Genomic DNA, 17,685 nt, shown 5'->3' with positions numbered 1-17,685 from the left:
GCTTGCGGCGGCCCCTTTCTTCCTTTGAAGTAGGCGTATCCAGGGTGGGTCGGCGTCCATGAACCGAGTGCTTCTCAACAATGTCGATCATGCCGACCTGCGCGTGATCGCCGCGCATGGCGTTGCGTTCGGCGACGCCGTCAACCAGACTCTGCTGCTGCCGACCGAGTTCGAGGCCGCGCAGCGCGAATACCCGATCCTGATCCGCAAGGACCCCTCGGGCGGCTACCACGCTGTGGCGCTGCTGGGCCTGGATCGTGACGAAAACCTTTTCCTCGACGAGACGGGCTGGCGCGCGCGCTATGTGCCGGCGGTCCAGCGGCGCGGGCCTTTTTCGATCGCGCTCCAGCGCGACGAACGCGGCGGCGAGCCGCGACCGATGATCCATGTCGATCTTGATCATCCCCGCGTGAGCCAGACCGAAGGCGAGCGCCTGTTCCTGCCGGCGGGGGGCAACGCGCCCTATCTGCAGGCCGTCAGCCAGACCCTGGGCCAGATCCACGAGGGTATCGACATCGCCAACCCGATGTTCGCGGCCTTCGAGCAGTATGGGCTGATCGAGCCCATCGATATCGAGATCAAGCTGGATGAGCACGCCAGCTATGACGTGCCGGACGTCTTCACCATCGCGCCGGATCGCCTGAACGCCCTGAGCGGCGAGGCGCTTGAGCGGCTGCATCAGTCCGGCCTCCTGCGCGCCGCGCAGTGGATCGTCTCCTCGATGGGCAATATCGAGGATCTGATCGCCCGCAAGAACCTTCGCCGGGCCAGCCTGGCGTGACCGCGCTGACGGCGAGACGAACGCTGGAGGTCACGGCGGCGACGCCGGCCGAGATTCCGTTCGACGCCGTCCTCGCCGGCCAGACGCCGATGCTGTTCAAGGGGCTCGTCCGGGACTGGCCGCTCGTTCAGGCGGGCCTAGGCTCGCCCCAGGCCGCGCGCGACTATATCCGCGCCCACGATCGCGGCGTTCCGGTCGTCGGCTATACGGGCGACCCCGCCATCAAGGGGCGCTTCTTCTACAACGACGCCCTGACCGGCCTGAACTTCAAGGCCGAGCGCGCCCCGCTCGAGGCCTTCCTGGGGCGGATCGAGGCGGTCGAGGGGCAGCAGAACGCCCAGATCAATTTCGTCCGCGGGCGCGCCAACGAGTATGTCGGTCGGCTCCAGCTTCTGGCGCAGGTCGGCACGCTTGAGGTCGGCAATCTCGCTCCCGGCGTCCAGCCCTACGATCCCGAGCGTAACTTCAGGAAGGTCCGGTACCGCGGCGCTTTGCCGACGGAGCTGATCATCGGAACCTTCGACAAGATCGCCTTGCCGCTTGAGCCGAAGAAGCCGGCGCCGGGGGACACCTCGCCGATTCGGCCGCCGTCCAGCGAACTGCCGGCCAGGCCTGTTTCGGCCGACAAGGTGACGCCGCCGGCGTCGATGAACGATCTGCCCGCCCTGACCGACGACACGCCGGTCCAGACCGCGCCCCGCAACTAGAGCCCTTTCCGATCGGATCGCCTCAATCCGATCGGATGAAAAGGTTTCTATTTGAGAAGCTTAGAACGTTCTTTGGTCACCGTTTCACACTGATCGGAGAACGCTCTAGGTCAGGGGCAGCAGTGCGCTCGTCATCGCCACCCAGGCGTCGCGGTTGAACGAGACGTGACCGTTCCGCGCCGTCGCGGCGGCCAGGGTGTTGCGCCAGGCGTCGTCGGAGATCATCCGCGCCAGCTTTTCGGCGGCGTCGCCCACATCAGCGTCGGCCCAGCGCCCGGCGCGATAGATGACGCCATCGCCCTCCACGGGAACCAGCCGATAGTCGACGAACTGGCTGGACGCCGGGTCCATGAACTCCACGTTCGATGACCAGCCTGTCGCCAGGGTGGGCTTGCCGAGCCATATCGCTTCGGCGAGCAGCAGGCCGTAACCCTCGGACCGGTGAAGGGACAGCACGATGTCGCTGCTGGCGGTGAGGGCGGCCATGTCCTGCGCCGACAGGTTGTCCGTCAGCAGCTGGATGGACGGATCGTCGGCCACCTCGGCGGCGAGCGCTTGAAAGGTCTCGGGATAGAGGTCCGCGCCGACGACTTTACAGACAAGGGTTGCGGGACGTGTCGCCTTGACTGTGGCGTCCCGAAAGGCGCGCAGCGCCGCGTCGGGATTCTTGCGCTGGGCGGTCGAACGCAGATCGAAGGCCATCAGCACGACGACCCTGTCATCCGGCAGGCCAAAGCGCTGGCGATCGGCCTGCGGGCGCGGATTGAGATAGAGCGGGTAGGGGACCGGCGTAACCTTTACGCCCCGCGGGGCCACGCGACGGATAGCGTCAGCGGCGAAGGCGGAGGGGGTCCAGACCTCGTCGACGAAATCGAAGGCGGGGAGCCAGTCGGACGGGACCTCTTCCAGCTCCCAGGCCCAGTAGCCGATGTGCCGGCGGCCCTCCAGGAAACGGCCTTCGGTCTCCCGCGCCCATCGCAGAAGCTCTGGGGGATTGATGTGCGAGATCGTGACCCCGCGTTCGTCGGGATCCGGCGAAGAATAGGCCGGGGCGATCTCGGCGGCGAAGCCGACGGACGCCGACAGGTCCAAGGCGCGGACCCCAAGGCCCATGTCGCCAAACCCGCGCGCCAGCATCCGTGCGCCTTCGCCCAGACCGTGCACCGCGCCATGGAAGCCGATGACCGTCACCGGGAGCGTGGGTGACAAACCCCTGGGACCGGCGCGTCTGCGGGCGCGCGCCAAGGCGGTTCTTTCCGCACTCCGGTGTCGGTGCTCGGCCAAGGCCTTGTCCAGCGCCTCCAGAGCGGCGCGCGGGGCGCCGGCGACGACGTGCGCCGAGCGCCGGATGGGCGTGGGCAGGCGGCGCCATATCTCAAGCAGGCGTGAGGTCATGGGTGATGCAGGCGGGCGAGACGCATGGGCGACCGTATAGCCGTTCAGGCCGAGCCGACACCAGCAAAGCTGGGCGGGGCCGCGTCAGGCGATCTTGTCATGCGAAAGGTTTGCATGCAGCAATGGCGGCCCACTGCGCCGAGGGGGGGGATACGTGTCGACTGAGTGGAGCGCCGGCTATGTCACGGACGTCAACTATACGTTTGGCTATTACGGCGAGCTGAACCCGCTCCGCTGCCGCCTTCCGCTCCTGACGGTCGGCCGCCACGCTCCCAAGATCGAGAACGCCTGCGAGCTCGGGTTTGGCCAGGGCCTCTCGGTCTCGATCCACGCCGCAGCACAGCCGGGGATCAACTGGTACGGAACCGACTTCAACCCCTCACAGGCGGCCTTCGCCGCAGAGATGGTCCGTCTGTCGGGCGCGGAGGCCAAGCTCTACGACGAGGCCTTCGCCGAGTTCTGTAATCGCAAGGACCTGCCGGACTTCGACTTCATCGGGCTCCACGGCATCTGGACCTGGATCTCCGACCAAAATCGCCACGTGCTGGTCGACTTCATTCGTCGCAAGCTCCGCCCGGGCGGCGTGCTCTACATCTCCTACAACACGCTGCCGGGCTGGTCGTCATCGGCGCCCATTCGCCACCTGATGAAGCGCCATGCCGACGTCATGGGCGCGCCGGGGCAGGGTGTTATCGGTCAGACCGATGCGGCTCTGAACTTCATTGATCAGTTTCTGGCCCTCGATCCGCTGTACGCCAAGGTCAATCCGGGCGCGGTCGAAAGGCTCAAGCAGGTCAAGGCGCAGGACCGGAAGTACCTGGCCCACGAGTACATGAACCGCGACTGGCACCCGATGTACTTCGCTGACGTGGAGAACTGGCTCGGCGACGCCAAGGTCGGGTTCGCCTGCTCAGCCCATGTGCTCGACAACCTCTATGACCTCAACATGACGCCGCAGCAGACGGAGTTCATGCGAGACGTCTCCGATGTTTCGCTCCGGGAGACCATTCGCGACTTCTGCATGAACCAGCAGTTCCGGCGCGACTACTGGGTGCGCGGCGTGCGGGCTCTGGTCGGCCATGAACAGGTCGCCGCCATGCGCGAGGAGCGCGTGGTCATGACGGTCGCCCAAGCCGACCTGCCGACCAAGGTGCGCGGCGTGATCGGCGAGGCGACGTTGAACGACGACGTCTACCAGCCGCTGTTTGAAATCTTGCTCGACCACAAGCCGCACTCGGTTCTTGAGCTCGAGACGCACTTGGCCAGCAAGAGCCTCCACTTTGGTCAGTTGTCGTCGGCGCTGACCATCCTCTTGGGGCTGGGGGTGATCACCACCGCCGCGGCCGCGCAGGATGTCAGCAAGGCTAAGGCTCGAACCCTGGCCTTGAACAAGACGATCGCCCGCCGTTCGCTTTCGGTCGGCGACATCGCCTATTTTGCCTCTCCGATCACGGGCGGCGGGATCACGGCGTCGCGATTTGCCCAGCTCTTCTGGCTCAGCCGTCAGAATGGCGGCAAGACGGCCGAGGACTGGGCGAGCTTCGCCTATCAGGTCCTCCAGGGACAAGGCCAAGCCATCATCAAAGACGGCGCCACGCTTCAGGGCGAGGACAACCTCACCGAGCTCCGCGCCCAGGCCACGCATTGGGGCGCGCACGTTCTGCCGATCTGGAACGCCTTGGGCGTCTGACGGGAAATCTCGCCGCGCGCTTAGCGATAGCTCGGTGCGCGTCACCTGCTGGTGGCGGGAGGGGCTGCGGTCTGATTTCGCCTTTTTTGGAGAGTGATGCACGAAACTCCGAACTTTGTTTCTGTTCGTCACGATCTGCAAAAGTGTATTTTTATGAACCGGAGGCGTTAATCCGGGCTTGTAATGTTTATGGCAGGGGCGGGGATCTTATTTCTTGATGTGGAGCTAGTGTCGGAGAACTCGATAAATTGTTAGATAACTTCCACTCTGTTTGATGGTCGCGGTGTCATCGTTGATATTTTGACCGCTGCGTCAGGAATCTGAGGCGCGCTCCGCAATAGCGTAAGTTGTGCTCTGAATTCACGACTAAGTGTCGGATTCTTGGAGCAGAAAGGTTGCGAACCGGCGCCGGTTAAGATATGAAGAGAGGGTCTACCCACAAGACTTCCCATTAGCCCCGCCGGAGACCGCGTCACCGGCGGGGCTTATTGTATCTGGGATGCATCGTCGGCTCACGGCGTGAGAACGCGACCGCTGCAGCGTTGTTCCTTCCGCCCCGCCTAGAGCCCTTTCCGATCTGATTGAACCAATCAGATCGGATAAAAAGGGCTCTATTTCAAAAGTTTAGAGCGTTCTTCGATCCGATCACCGCTTCACACTGATCGGAGAACGCTCTTGGGCGCTCCAATCAGATGCGATCCTCGGGCGGCGTGGACGACGTGCGGCTCAGGTGAGGGCCGTGCACGACCGGCTGCCGCTCCAGGATCTGCCGCACCTTGCGGACCGCCACAGACGCGCTGCTTCGACGCTGTCGCCACAGCAGCAGCAGCATCGCGCCGAGCGTGGCGGTCAGGAAGGGCAGGGGGCCCAGCAACCAGACCGCCGCCGCCAGAGCGAAATAGTAGGCCCGCACGCCCGCATTGAACGCCGACAGCGCCGGGTTCAAGATCCCGCCGGCGGCTTCGGCATATTCAGCCAGAACCGCGTTCGGCGCCCACATCGGCGTCGCGCCGATCGCGGCCAGGCAATAGTTCATCTGGCGGATCGACCAGATGAAGTCGAGCAATCCTCGCGCCAGGGCCACGAGGACAAGGCCCAACTTGATCTGGAACATCAGCGGCGTGGTCTTGGCCAGCACGGCCAGGCCTTCGACGCTCTTGAGCGCGTTGTCGCCCCCGAACAGCACGCCGGCGGCGGCCGCGATCAGGATCAGGTTCGAGGAGGCGAAAAAGCTCGCCGAATTGATCGCGTGCCCCAGCAACTGACCGTCCAGCAGCGCGATCTCGCGCACCGCCATTTCCTGCATCCACCGGCGGCGGATCACCGTCATGTCGGTGTTGAGCACGGCGCCGCTCTCGCCGATGCGCTTGAGCATCGGTTCGTACAGCAGCCAGCAGCAGGCGAAGACGGTCACGGCGAGGATGTCGAGCAAGGGCATGGAGGAACTCTAGCCTTGGGCGGAGAGTCGGAAAAAGGGCCTAGTCCTCGTGGATCAGGCTATGGCGACCGGTGTCCTTCAGGATGATCGAGCAGATCAGACCAATGGTCATCACCGCAGCGACATAGACATAGAAGGTGCTTTCCAGATTCTCGTGCTTGAAGGTCAGGGCGACCATCTCGGCCGTGCCGCCGAACAGCACATTGGCCAGGGCGTAGGGCAGGGCCACGCCCAGGGCGCGGATCTCGGCCGGGAACATCTCGGCCTTCACCACGGCGCTGATCGCGGTGTAGCAGGACTGGAACGCGACCCCCACGAGGATCAGGGCCAGAGCCACGCCGACCGAGTTCGTCTGGCTGATGGCGGTCATGATCGGCCAGATCGTCAGGACCCCGCCGCCGAAGGCGATGATCAGCATCGGCTTGCGACCGAAGCGGTCCGACAGCCAGCCCGCCAGGGGCTGCATGAGCATGAAGGCGATCAGGCTGAGCGCGCTGATCTCCGAGGCCTGCGCCTTGCTGAAGCCCGCGGTGTTGACCAGGAACTTCTGCATGTAGGTGGTGTACACATAGAAGGTCAGCGACCCGCCGGCGGTCAGGCCCATGATCAGCAGGCTCTCGCGCGGATGGCGCCGGATCAGCGGCACGATCAGCGACACGAAGAACAGCACCAGGAAGGCCGCGCCCAGATACTGGCCTGCCTTGGCCAGCGGACCGCCCATCAGGCCGACGACACCCGAGGCTATGGTCAGCGACAGGAAGGCGCCGGCGCTGATGATCTGCCCGCGCGACAGGGTCTCGCTTTGCGCCGGGCGCTTGAAGGAGACGCTCTCCTCCAGGCCGCGCCGGATCCAGAACACCACGACCGCCAGCAGGGCGCCGATGATGAACGGCACCCGCCAGGCCCATTCCTTCAAGGCTTCTTCGCCCAGGGTGCGTTGCAGGATGATCAGCACGCCCAGCGCCAGCAATTGGCCGGCGATCAGGGTCACATAGTGGAAGCTGGACCAGAAGCCGCGCCGCGCCTTGCCGGCCATCTCGCTCATATAGGTGGCGCTGGCCCCGTACTCGCCGCCGACCGACAGGCCCTGCAGCACGCGGGCGAACAGCAGGATCGCCGGCGCCCACAGGCCGATGGTCTGGAAGTCAGGGGTGATGGCGATGATGAAGGCGCCGGCGCACATCAGCGACACCGACACCGACAGCGCCGCGCGACGGCCGGCGTGGTCGGCGTAGAGGCCCATCATCCAGGCGCCGATCGGGCGGGCGACGAACCCCAGAAAGAAGACCGCCGCCGCCTGCAGCAACTGCACAGTCTGGTCGCCCTTGGGGAAAAAGGCAGGCGCGAAATAGAGGGTGAAGGCGGCGTAGGCGAACCAGTCGTACCATTCGACCAGGTTCCCGGCCGAGCCGCCCAGGATCGCCCGGGCCCTGGCCACGGGCGTCAGGCGCGTGGCCTCGGTCGTCGCCGTCATGAAATCTCCCCCTTCGCTAGAGCGTGACGCCGAAAGTGGGAACCGGTTTCGGCGCAAGTCACGCTCTAAGTGTTTGATTGAGAGCCTCGTTATCGCGTCAAAACGATTCCGTTTTGACGCGCGAGGCTCTCGAAGGGGGAGATTAGGCGAACGCCGGGTCAGGGCAAGGCGGGGTTAGAGCCTGCCCATCAGAACCAGGATGATCAGGATCACGAGGATCAAGCCAAGGCCGCCGCTGGGGAAATAGCCCCACGACCGGCTGTGCCCCCAGGTGGGCAGCGCGCCGACCAGGGCCAGGATCAGAAGAATAATGAGAATCGTGCCGAGCATGGTCCGAAGGTTCCCGTTGAGCCCGCGTCAGCCACCGTGGCGCGCGAGGTCATGGGTTCGGAATTCGCGGCCTGGCTTGTCGGTTCCGAGCCAAAAGGTTCCCTCAAGAGGGCGCGTCTTCAGCCTTGCGGATCTTGATGGCCCACAGGGTCCCGATCACCGCGCCCTTGACGCGCGGCAGGGTCAAGAGCGTCAGGGTCGTCAGCGGGATAAGGGTCACCGGGACCACGAGCCAGGGCGAAGCCTCCCAGATCCAGGAGAAGAACAGCATCGGCGCGATGATGATGTGGCCGACGATGAAGATCGTGAAATAGGCCGGACCGTCATCGGCGGGATAGAGACCCAGCTCGTGGCCGCAGGCCTCGCAGACAGGCGACACCTTCAGATAGCGACGATACAGCCGACCATCGCCGCAGTTCGGGCAACGGTGGCGCAGACCGCGCTTGAGGCCTGTCAAAACAGACGGGGAGGGCTGGGGTTCGGACATGGCGTCCATATGCGCTCGCAGCGACGGCTAGAAAAGGGCGACCAGCCGTCGCATGAGGCGGTAGAGGCCTTAGTGCTTGGCGTCGCGCGCGGCGCCGCTGACAGCCTTGCCGGCCGCCGACACATCGCGGCCCACGCCCTCGATCGTGTTGCACGCCGAAACCAGCAGCGCCGAGGCGGCCACGGCGAGGACGACGAACTTACGCATGCGGGAACTCCACTCAATCCACGAGGTCTGCTGAATCTTAGCCGTGCGCCGCGCCGAGCTTCAAGGGCTTGGCGCGGCGGAGGACTTTAGCGAAGCCGGCGGACGGAGCTGAAGCGGTCGTTCTGCCGGTTGGGCAGCACCCCGACATCATAGTCGTAGACCCAGCAGCGCCCCTGGAAATAGGCGTGCTCGCAGAACTGCCACGCCCCGCGCGAAATCCGCATCGACGACACCCGGTCGTTGAAGCCGATCCGGGCCAGATCGGGCATGTCGCCGCGGACCGGACGGGCGTCGCCATAGAAGTCGCGGTGCTCGAACAGCACGATCCCGCCGCCGCCCCAGCGATCACGCCGGTCATCGCGGCGATCGTCACGGCGGTCATCACGCCGATCGTCACGGCGGTCGTAGCGATCGTCACGCTGCTCGTAGCGATGGTCGCGGCGATCCCAGTCGCGGTCCTGGGCCAGGGCTTGGGTGGCCAGCAGCGTCAGCGCGCCGCCGGCGATGAGGAAGGTGGTCTTGCGCATCGAAGACCCCCCTAGCGAACGCGACGGATCGAACTGATGGCGTCGTTCCACTCGCGGGGCAGAACGAACTGATCGGCGTCCAGGCGGCTGCAGCGGCCCTGGTAGTTGGCGTGCTCGCAGATCTCCCACTGACCGCGGACGATGCGGATCGACGAGGCCCGGTCATTGAAGCGGGCGATGTCGAGATCGGGCGTGTCGCCCACAACCTCGTAGACACGCCCCTGATAGCCGGTGTCCTCGAACATCAGGATGTCGCCCCGATAGCCGCCACCGCCACCACCGTAGGGCGGACGACCGCCGCCGCCGTTCCAGCCGCCGCCGCCCTGGCCCGGGCCGACGAAGCCGGCGCACTGCAGGCGGCCGTCGCGGTTCTCAAGGCCCTGAGCGCCGCATTCGCGGACGCGGGCGCTGCTCCATTCCCAGCCGCCGCGATCGGTCTGGCAACGCGCCCAGACCTGGCCGTTGAAGGCGGTGATCTCACGGCACGAGCGGGTGTAGGAGCCGCGCGGCGGATCGTCATAGCGGCCGTTCCAATAGGGGGCCTGGGCCGCAGCCGAGCCGGCCATACCCAAGGCGGACAGGGCCAGAACGGACAGGGCGGCGAGCGCGAAGGTCTTACGCATGATGTTCCCCCAACTGAGGCTTGATCGTTGAAGCGAGATAACCGCTCGCCAACTGAACGGCGGCTGAACGGCTCAGCTCAATCGTTCATCGTTCCCCGGGGCGATAGTCGACCTTGATGTGACCTTGCAACTGGTCCTCGGTGAAGCGCACCGGCTTGGTCTTCATCGCCACAAACAAGGGCGTCTGGTCGGCGTAGTGCGGCGAGGCCGCGTCCAGCGTCGCCGAACCGAACTGGTGAATGCTGTCCGACCGCAGGGCGCCCGCCTTGTCCCAGGTCACGAACATCACGAAGGTGTCGCCCCCGTCGGCGGTGGTGGTCCCGTCCTTCTGAGGCTTGCCCCAGACCGAACGGAAGGTGTCGGCGGCGCCGTCGATCGGAAGGTCCACCGTTCCGCGCCGGATCCGATTGACCTCGCCCCATTCGGGATCGAGGCGACCAAAGTGGGTCTTCAGGGTCTTGATCGCCGCGCGCAGGCTGTCGATCGGGGCGGGGGCCGGATCGCCGTTCGTATTGGCGAACAGGATCGGCTGGCTCATCAGGGCGGCCAGGGGCGCGCCGCGATTGGCGCGGTCGGCCTTCTTGTCCCAGGCGCGCAGGATGCGCTGGGCCTCGGCCAGATCGGCGTCGCCCTTGGGATCGACTGCCAGCACCTCGCCCACCATCGCCATGACGCTGGAGCGGTCGCTGAAGGCGACGTCGAACTTGTGAGCGCGGAAGCTGGCGTCGGTGAGCGCGCGGTCGGCGCCGTAGGTTTCCAGGGCCCGCCAGGCGCGGTTGGTCATGTTGGTCTGCAGGCCCATGGACGCGGGGAAGTCCGCCGGCTTGAGGTTGTCGGCCGCCTCGCTGGCCTCGAAGGGCGTGTTGTTGGAATTGAACACCAGGCCCGACTTCGGATTCCACAGCTGCGGGCTGTTCTCCACCGGCAGATAGCCTTGCCAGATCAGGTCGGAGCGATCGCCCGGCAAGACGCCGCCCCAGTCGGCCTTGGCCTTGCGGTTCGGATACTGGCCATTGTGCACGAAGCCGATGTTCCCGGCCGCGTCGGCATAGACATAGTTCAGGCTGGGAATGGCGTGGGTGGCGATGGCGGCGCGCCAGTCCTCGACGGTCCGGGCCCGGTTCAGGCGCCAGTACTGCAAGGGCTGACGCCACTCGCCCATGCCCGCATAGCGGATGGCGAAGACGCCGTGATCGGTCTCCAGCACCGGCCCGTGCGCCGAGCGCAGCACGGCCTTGCGCACCGGCAGGACGATGGGGCCGAGCAGCTTCGCGCGCAGGGTGACATAGCGCTTGTCGAAGTCCTTCCACTGGCCGTCCAGCCGGTACTGGTTCTTGTTCGCCGGGTTGAGGGTCAGGCGATAGACGTCGACGAGGTCGGGCTTGGAGACCGTGTTGGCCCAGCCCAGCGTGGCGTTGTGGCCGTGCAGCATGAACGGCGAGCCGGGGAAGAAGCCGCCGGCGACATGCCAGCCCTGGCCGCTCTGCACCACGGCCTCGTACCAGGCGACCGGACCGGTGTAGGGCTGGTGAGAGTTCACCAGCAGCCGCGTGGCGCCGTCGACGCTGCGCGACGGCGCGGTGGCCAGACCGTTGGAGCCCTTGGGCGGTGGTCCCTTCGTGGCGGGCGCGGTGATCCGGCGAAGCTCGCCGTCCAGCCCGTAGAAGAACGGCTGCTTGAAGATGAAGCCGGCGGCGACGTCCTTACCGGTCACCGGCAGCAGGCCGGGCTTGGCCTTCTCCGGATGCTTGGCGACATAGAGGCTGACCCCGTCGGCATAGGCCTCCATGATCGCGCGCAGCTCGGCAGGCAGCTCGGCGTAATGCTTGTCTACGGTGGGCCAGACCTCCAGCAGCGAGACCACATAGTCGGTGGGCGCGGCGCCGGCGCCCTTGTCGCGGGCCAGGACGCCGCGCGTCGCCAGCACCACGTCCTGCAGGGTGTCGAAGTCGTCCTCGCTCTGCGCATAGCCGAGGCCAAAGGCGGCGTCGGCGTCGGTGCGTCCCAGGATGTGCGGCACGCCCCATTCGTCGCGCCGGATGCGCACGTCATAGGCCTTGGCCTTGTCGAGCAGGGCTTGCCGGCTGGGGGCCTGGGGCAGGCTGGCCCGGTCGATGGCGATCAGGGCCAAGGCGGCGATCAAGACAAGCGCCAAAAGCCCGCCGATCCCGCGCAGGATCCACTTCATCCCAGTCTCCCCCCATCCCTTGTTCGTTGGTGTGGATCATGCGGGGAGGGATTGGTCGTGGAAAGAGCCGGGTTCGACGAAAGCTTGCCGAAACTTCATGATAACGCTGTTCGCCGAATGGGCCTTGCCTGCTACGACAGGGCAAGCAACAGGGAGGCGCGCGATGGCTCGCAAGTTCATGGTCCCGGCCTTGGCCGTTCTGGCGTTCGCGATCGCCGCACCGGCGTTTGCGCAGGTTCCCGCGAACATCGCCAAGGCGGTCGCTGATCCGTCCCGTCCCGCCGCCGACACCGCCCGTGACGCCGCCCGGCGTCCGGGCGAGATCTTGGCCATGGCCGAGCTCAAGCCGGGCGACACTGTGGTCGACTACATCATGGGCGGCGGCTACTTCACCCGCATCATCTCGGGCGCTGTCGGGCCCCAGGGCGTGGTCTATGCTTACCAGCCCGCCGAGTTCATCCGCTTTGCGGCCCGGTATGGCGAGAGCTTGAAGGCCGTGACGGCAGCCCTGGCCAACAGCAAGCCTCTGGACGGCCCGATCACCGCCCTGGACCTGCCCGACAATGTCGACGCCGTGATCACCGTCCAGAACTATCACGACATGCACCTGAAGCCGTTCCCCACGGACACGGCCGCCAAGGCCAACGCCGAGATCTTCAAGTCGCTGAAGCCGGGCGGGGTCTTTCTGGTCATCGACCATTCCGCCATCGCTGGATCCGGGATCACCGCCGCCGACACCCTGCACCGCATCGACATCGCGGCTGTGAAACAAGAGGTCGAGGCGGCGGGCTTCAAGCTGGAAGCTGAAAGCGGGCTGCTGGCCGATCCGGCCGACGCGCGCACGATCAACGTCTTCGACCCGGCCATTCGCGGCAAGACCGATCAGTTCATCCTGAAGTTCCGCAAGCCGAAGTAGCGGCTCTGGAGGCGGGGAGCCCCTATCGCGTCATCCAGGGCTTGGACTTGCCGGTCGGCGCGGCGGCGCTGGAGCGCTCGACCTTGCCGCTGGAGGCTTTCGGGCCGTGTCCGTGGCGGCCCTGGGCGGCCTTTTTCAGGCGCAGGGCGCGCTGCATCGGCGTCTCGCCTTCGGGGGCGGTGTCGGTCTTGTCAGTCATCCCTGCGATGTAGGCCTGCAAGGGCGCCTTGAGAAGGCCGCGCTCGCAGGTCAGTCTGGAAACATGTCGCTTCGTCACCGGGTTCCCGTCACCGTCCTCCTCGCCGCCTTGAGCGCGGGCAGCGCCTCCGCCCAGGCCCAGAAGCCGCCGGCCGAGGCGCCGAACGCGGTGTCGCCGGTGCTGATCCTGCCGCCGACCTCGCCGCCCAGGCTGGTCTCCTCCTATCCCGCCCAGGACCAGGTGGTGGCCCCCGGCGTGCTGATCCTGAAGGTCGCCTTCGACCAGCAGATGTCGCCGACCGCCTGGAACTACGCCCCCGCCGCCGCCGCCGAGCCGCTGGACTGCGTGAAGACGCCGCGCCGGCTGGCCGACCAGAAGACCTTCGTCCTGCTGTGCCGCGTCCAGGCGGGCCGGACCTACGGCGTCACGCTCAACGCCGAGCGGGCGGGGGGCTTTTCCAACCTCGGCGACAACCCCGCCCAGACCGCCGTCCTGACCTTCAAGGTCGGCGCCGAGGCCCCTGTGACCACCCTGCGCCGCGCCATGACGGCGGCGGGCCTCAAGGACGACGAGACCCCCGTGCAGGACGCCCCGCCCATGACCATGGCCACCGGCGCAAGCCGCTGAGCTTCACCGCTGGCGCCGCGCGCCCGGCTAACGCATCATCGTCCCATGACGGCGGAATCGGGCGGACGCGATTGGACGGGGGCGGACCTCGCGGTGGTGGTGGGCGACTATGTCGCCCAGCTGGAAAAGACCCTCGCCGGCAAGCCCGTCGACCGCGCCGCCCACGACCGCACCGTCCGCTTTGTCACCGGCAAGGCCGACGGCCCGATCAGCTGGAAGCAGGGCGAGATCTCGGCGGTGCTGTCGCTGATCGGCGTGCCGATCCTCAAGGACCAGCCTCCGCGCTGGGCCTATGACAACGCCCTGCTCGACGCGGTCGAGGAGCAGCTAGCCGCCAAGCCCGCCCTGCTGGCCGCCGCCGTGCGCCCCGCCGCCCTGTTCACGGCCCCCAGCGCCGTCCCGCTGATCGAGGCCGCTCCGCCCAAGCCGATGCCGATGACCGAGCGCCTGATCCAGGCCATCCAGCGGTTCGACATGGGAAGCCGCGAGGCCGAAGATCGCTTCCTGAAAGGCCTGGGGATCGCCAGCATCGTCGCCCACGAGGCCCGCCGCCTCTCCGATCGCGGTCGCCCGGACCTGGCCGGCGCCATCCGCCCCGCGCGCGGCGGCGACCCCGAGGGCTGCGACGTGATCAGCTTCGGCCTCGACGAGATCCCGCGCCTGATCGTGGTCAAGACCACCCTGGCCGGCGAGGTCGCCCCCTTCGGCCTGTCCCAGGCCGAATACGAGCTCTCCAAGACCCAGCCCCACGCCTTCCGTATCCGCCGCGTCTACGACCTCCTGGGCGAGGCGCGGTTCTATCGGCTGAAGCCGCCGTTCGGGTGAGGCGAGGGCGGGGCGGCCGGCTCTCTAGCGCCGCCGCCCATACCGCACCGCCCCGGGCGGCGGCTCGGCCGGCGGCAGGGGCGTGGCCTCCTTGGCCAGGTCCTTGCGTGAGGGGTAGGGCGGTCGCGGCGGCGGCCAGGTGCGGGCCGGCAGCTTGCGGGCCGGGCGGGGTTCGCCGCCCGTGAAGTCCATGGCCACCAGCTCCTGCTCGCGCAGCAGCGCCTCGGTGATGATCTCGGCGGCCTCCATCGCCTCGGGATCATCCTCGCCCAGATAGTCGCGGCGAAAGCGCCTGACCCGCCGCTTGAACAGGCCCGGCACGGTGTCGGGCTTCACCAGCATGGCCAGGGCGATCAGGTAGATCGAGCGGAACATGTAGGCCGTCTCGTGCTCGACCTGGGCCCGCGTCGGCCGCCAGTCGACGAAGCCGGTCATCAACAGGCGCGCCCGCTCGGCGTCATAGGGCTCATCGCCGTCGGCCGCGCCGCCGCCCGGAAACGACCCCAGCCCTTCCTCGTCCGCCGAGGCCAGCCGCGTCAGCCGGTCGGCCAGGGTGGCCAGCCTCAGCGCCTCCTGGTCACGTCCCGACTGGATCGCCGCCGCCAGCCGCGCCAGCGTCGCGGCCTTCAGGTCAGACGGATCGGTCGACAGCGGCGGCGGCGGTGGAGGCGGCGACGGCGCCCGGCCCGACGCGGCGGCGAAGGCCGGGTCAAAGGCGTTGAGGGTTTCGGCGTCGGCGTCCTCATCGCCGGTCAGCCACAGCTCGCCGGGCAGAGGCCCCGCGCCGCCCAGCGCCGCCCGCCGCGCGGCTTCGGCCTGCGCCTCGAAGGCCGCCGCGTGCTCGCGCGCCACCGCGTCGCCGTGCGCCTTCTTGGTCCAGCCGCCCAGGCCCGCCCGGCGATAGATCGTGCGGGCCGCGACCTTCCACTTGGCCGACAGCGCGTCGGCGGTCGCGCCGTTCTTGTACTCATCGGCGATCTGGGCCCACGAGTCGTCCGAGAGGCGGAACCAGGTGGGGCGGGCGTCGGGGTGCGATCTGCTCATGCCCACAGGATACGGCCGTTCCAGAGACCGGGGACGGAGCGGGGTGTTGGGCGGGGTCGGAGTGAGGGAATTCAGGGGGTTAGGGGCGGGGAGGGGTGGGGGTAAACGTCTTTGCCCCGATAGCAGAAAGGCCCCCGAGAAACCCCAGGAGCCCTACGCCGACCAAGAAACCCCAGTCCATTTACGCAAGAAGATAAAACGGCGGCCCGCAGTTGCAAGGCGACTTCAGGCCGCCTTCAAACGGGCAATCTGTTGATCGAATTCAAGCACCATTTGCCGAGCTTCCTCCTCCGGAAGCCAGTTCGCCATCTGAGGAAACACAGTTTGCCACATGCGAACGTCACGATCCGACCATGGCATCTTCTGCGCCCGCCTAACGAGCTCAATCAGCGCCTCAAGCTTCTCTCTCGCCCGCACAGCGTGGTCGATCTTTGGTTGTTCCGGAGCCTTTAGCCTGTTCTCGCCCTCTCCGAAGAGATTGAGTTGGTTCGCCCCGGTAGGATTGCCGAACAGGTCGGTCTGATCATTCATCGGCGGCAGCAGGCTCAACAGGGGCAGAGTTTAGGGCGGCTAGGCTGAGCGCGGCGCGACTCAACGGATCAGCCAAGGTTCGTAGGAGAATGCTATCGGCGGATGCAAACAGGTCAATCAATTCGGCGATGCGTCCGGCAACATCGCGCAACTGCGGCACGAACTCAGCATCGATCACCTGACCTTCACGCGCCGAAATCCAGCGCTGCAAAACGCGGTAGCCGCTCACGGCGAAGGACCAGACAGGCTCCGGAATCCCCGTGATCTTACCCGATCCGTCGGCACAGAGAGCGATCGTGCCATCCTCGTAGGTCACCGACGCCAGAGGTCCTGTCGCCGCCGTCTCGTTCATCGCCAGCCCCTTCATCACGCTGGCAGCAGGGGCACGCGCGAAGGTTTCTACCGCGCGGATTTCGGCGCCGAGCTTAGCGGCTTCATCAAACAACGTCCGCGCCGCAGGGAACGGGACGTGCGGGAAAACGTCCTCCAGATCCTCGGCGAATCGGGTCGTGTATGAGGATGCCGACAGCAGGCACAGGATGGCGTCGAAGACCGCCTCTGGCTCGACAGTGGAACCATAAGCCAGTTCCAAAGCAGCGATCAGGTCGGCGTTAAGATTGAATGGTCCATGGCCGGGGCGGCGGTCATAGAGCGGAAAGGCGTAGCCGCCGTTGTTACCCCTTAGCGCATGGTAGTCAGGTAGCAGCCCGTGACACCAGACTGCGGGGCCTTCCCCAGTCGCAGCGGGCAGAGCGTAGAGGCCAACGTTGTTATCTCCCCAAACGCTCTGCATTTGAGGGCCGCGCCTGTTTAGAAGGGTTGGATCGTTGTAGAACCACCGCCTGTCCAAAGGTCTATAAGAGTAATAAGTTTCGCGCGCATCAATATACGTCGTTATTTTATCTTTTATGAATTCCTCTACAGATTTGCGTAGCTTTATTCTATCGAATCCGACGAGGGCGTCATCATTTCCAGATTTCATTCCAGATTTAGCGAATGAAAAGGCCTCTCTCACAGAAATTAGATCGCCATTCATAAAGGGCAGTGGTCGCATGTCTTCCAGTGCGTTGCGTTCCACATTCACACTATCCGGCAGCACACCAGCTTCTTCGCCCTCCAGCATCCAGTCGAGTTTCGCCCTCCGCGAAACATGCTCGTGCATCCAGGCATCATTGTAGATCACGTCAGCAAGCGTTCCCTCGGCCTTGGAACCATCCGCTATGGCCAAGGTGATGCAGGTGCCGACCTGAATATTGAACACACCTTGATCGCGCTCTATGTCGCCACGGGCTCCGCGCCGCACATCTCCGCGTAGGTCGATGATCTCGATGCGGTCGAAACGCTCTCGCATCATCTTGCGCAGCCCGGCATAGGGCCAGCCGGTCAGGTACTTGCGGTTCGAAATGAAGGCGATCACCCCGCGCTTAGGCGCATTCTCGCTCTCGAACATTTTCCAGATCGACCAACGCCAGAAGGCGATGGACAACTCCGGAAAGGTATTCAACTGGTTGCCTTTCTCGGCGTCTCTGACCGGCTTCTTGAGGTCATCCCACTTTTCGTCCATCCATCGACCGACTAGGTGGTGTGGACTCTAAGGATTCCCAGGATCGCTGATGCGTGATTCAAGGCTGTCTTTTGGAGGCGGTCTTGGGTGTGATGGATCGGCTAGTGCTGAGCGACGCGGCGTGGGATCGGA

19 protein-coding genes are annotated in these 17,685 nt (G+C 65.9%); 6 read left to right on the top strand and 13 right to left on the bottom strand.

Going from position 1 to position 17,685, the window contains the following annotated elements:
* The first annotated feature begins 58 nt into the window (after nt 1–58).
* Both CVUC_RS01640 and CVUC_RS20740 read left to right on the top strand, forming a co-directional pair.
* A complete protein-coding gene (locus CVUC_RS01640) occupies nt 59–781 on the top strand; it encodes a SapC family protein (protein ID WP_096032768.1) in 723 nt (240 codons plus the stop codon).
* On the top strand, nt 706–1,488 hold the full coding sequence (locus tag CVUC_RS20740; RefSeq protein WP_101685775.1) for a cupin-like domain-containing protein: 783 nt from the start codon (nt 706–708) through the stop codon (nt 1,486–1,488). Before CVUC_RS01640 ends, CVUC_RS20740 begins: the two co-directional genes overlap by 76 nt.
* Before the next feature lie 105 nt (nt 1,489–1,593).
* On the opposite strand, the gene CVUC_RS01630 is transcribed toward CVUC_RS20740, so the two are convergent.
* Entirely contained in the window at nt 1,594–2,883 is a 1,290-nt protein-coding gene (locus CVUC_RS01630; RefSeq protein WP_096032779.1) for a glycosyltransferase, read from the bottom strand.
* A gap of 154 nt (nt 2,884–3,037) precedes the next feature.
* Between CVUC_RS01630 and CVUC_RS01625 the strand changes: the two genes are divergently transcribed.
* On the top strand, nt 3,038–4,573 hold the full coding sequence (locus tag CVUC_RS01625; protein WP_096032780.1) for a class I SAM-dependent methyltransferase: 1,536 nt from the start codon (nt 3,038–3,040) through the stop codon (nt 4,571–4,573).
* Between the two features lie 688 nt (nt 4,574–5,261).
* On the opposite strand, the gene CVUC_RS01620 is transcribed toward CVUC_RS01625, so the two are convergent.
* The 8 genes from CVUC_RS01620 to CVUC_RS01585 all read right to left on the bottom strand — a co-directional run bounded on the left by CVUC_RS01620 (nt 5,262) and on the right by CVUC_RS01585 (nt 11,847).
* Entirely contained in the window at nt 5,262–6,011 is a 750-nt protein-coding gene (locus CVUC_RS01620; protein ID WP_010918902.1) for a DUF599 domain-containing protein, read from the bottom strand.
* A gap of 40 nt (nt 6,012–6,051) precedes the next feature.
* A complete protein-coding gene (locus tag CVUC_RS01615; RefSeq protein WP_096032781.1) occupies nt 6,052–7,485 on the bottom strand; it encodes an MFS transporter in 1,434 nt (477 codons plus the stop codon).
* Nucleotides 7,486–7,659: 174 nt separating this feature from the next.
* Nucleotides 7,660–7,815: a DUF3309 family protein gene (locus CVUC_RS01610; RefSeq protein ID WP_012640118.1), complete on the bottom strand. Its 156-nt coding sequence runs from the start codon at nt 7,813–7,815 to the stop codon at nt 7,660–7,662.
* Between the two features lie 103 nt (nt 7,816–7,918).
* On the bottom strand, nt 7,919–8,311 hold the full coding sequence (locus CVUC_RS01605; RefSeq protein ID WP_096032782.1) for a DUF983 domain-containing protein: 393 nt from the start codon (nt 8,309–8,311) through the stop codon (nt 7,919–7,921).
* A gap of 60 nt (nt 8,312–8,371) precedes the next feature.
* On the bottom strand, nt 8,372–8,509 hold the full coding sequence (locus CVUC_RS01600) for an entericidin A/B family lipoprotein (protein WP_012640119.1): 138 nt from the start codon (nt 8,507–8,509) through the stop codon (nt 8,372–8,374).
* An 86-nt stretch (nt 8,510–8,595) separates the two neighbouring features.
* Entirely contained in the window at nt 8,596–9,036 is a 441-nt protein-coding gene (locus CVUC_RS01595) for a beta/gamma crystallin family protein (RefSeq protein WP_096032783.1), read from the bottom strand.
* An 11-nt stretch (nt 9,037–9,047) separates the two neighbouring features.
* Nucleotides 9,048–9,659 (bottom strand): beta/gamma crystallin-related protein, encoded by a 612-nt coding sequence (locus CVUC_RS01590; RefSeq protein WP_012640120.1) that lies wholly within the window; start codon nt 9,657–9,659, stop codon nt 9,048–9,050.
* A gap of 85 nt (nt 9,660–9,744) precedes the next feature.
* Entirely contained in the window at nt 9,745–11,847 is a 2,103-nt protein-coding gene (locus CVUC_RS01585; protein WP_096032784.1) for an acylase, read from the bottom strand.
* A gap of 163 nt (nt 11,848–12,010) precedes the next feature.
* Here CVUC_RS01585 and CVUC_RS01580 point away from each other — a divergent pair, with 163 nt between their 5' ends.
* A complete protein-coding gene (locus tag CVUC_RS01580) occupies nt 12,011–12,763 on the top strand; it encodes a class I SAM-dependent methyltransferase (RefSeq protein ID WP_164468082.1) in 753 nt (250 codons plus the stop codon).
* Nucleotides 12,764–12,785: 22 nt separating this feature from the next.
* Here the strand turns inward: CVUC_RS01580 and CVUC_RS01575 are convergent, their stop codons facing one another.
* Nucleotides 12,786–12,962: a hypothetical protein gene (locus CVUC_RS01575; protein WP_012640123.1), complete on the bottom strand. Its 177-nt coding sequence runs from the start codon at nt 12,960–12,962 to the stop codon at nt 12,786–12,788.
* Between the two features lie 63 nt (nt 12,963–13,025).
* Here CVUC_RS01575 and CVUC_RS01570 point away from each other — a divergent pair, with 63 nt between their 5' ends.
* Complete coding sequence (locus CVUC_RS01570; protein WP_096032786.1) at nt 13,026–13,589, top strand: hypothetical protein; 564 nt, start codon at nt 13,026–13,028, stop codon at nt 13,587–13,589.
* Nucleotides 13,590–13,634: 45 nt separating this feature from the next.
* Nucleotides 13,635–14,414 (top strand): protein NO VEIN domain-containing protein, encoded by a 780-nt coding sequence (locus tag CVUC_RS01565; RefSeq protein ID WP_096032787.1) that lies wholly within the window; start codon nt 13,635–13,637, stop codon nt 14,412–14,414.
* A 24-nt stretch (nt 14,415–14,438) separates the two neighbouring features.
* Here CVUC_RS01565 and CVUC_RS01560 read toward each other — a convergent pair whose 3' ends face one another.
* The 3 genes from CVUC_RS01560 to CVUC_RS01550 form a co-directional block, all read right to left on the bottom strand.
* Nucleotides 14,439–15,464 (bottom strand): hypothetical protein, encoded by a 1,026-nt coding sequence (locus CVUC_RS01560; protein ID WP_096032788.1) that lies wholly within the window; start codon nt 15,462–15,464, stop codon nt 14,439–14,441.
* 219 nt (nt 15,465–15,683) lie between these two features.
* Nucleotides 15,684–16,007 (bottom strand): hypothetical protein, encoded by a 324-nt coding sequence (locus tag CVUC_RS01555; protein WP_105212843.1) that lies wholly within the window; start codon nt 16,005–16,007, stop codon nt 15,684–15,686.
* Complete coding sequence (locus tag CVUC_RS01550; protein ID WP_096032790.1) at nt 15,982–17,553, bottom strand: type ISP restriction/modification enzyme; 1,572 nt, start codon at nt 17,551–17,553, stop codon at nt 15,982–15,984. The genes CVUC_RS01555 and CVUC_RS01550 overlap by 26 nt, the downstream gene beginning before the upstream one ends.
* Nucleotides 17,554–17,685: the final 132 nt, after the last annotated feature.

Source organism: Caulobacter vibrioides, assembly GCF_002858865.1.
In the GTDB taxonomy this organism is placed as follows: Bacteria; Pseudomonadota; Alphaproteobacteria; order Caulobacterales; family Caulobacteraceae; genus Caulobacter; species Caulobacter vibrioides.
Note: the sequence above shows the minus strand (reverse complement) of the source record. Positions and strands in the feature narration are given on the sequence as shown.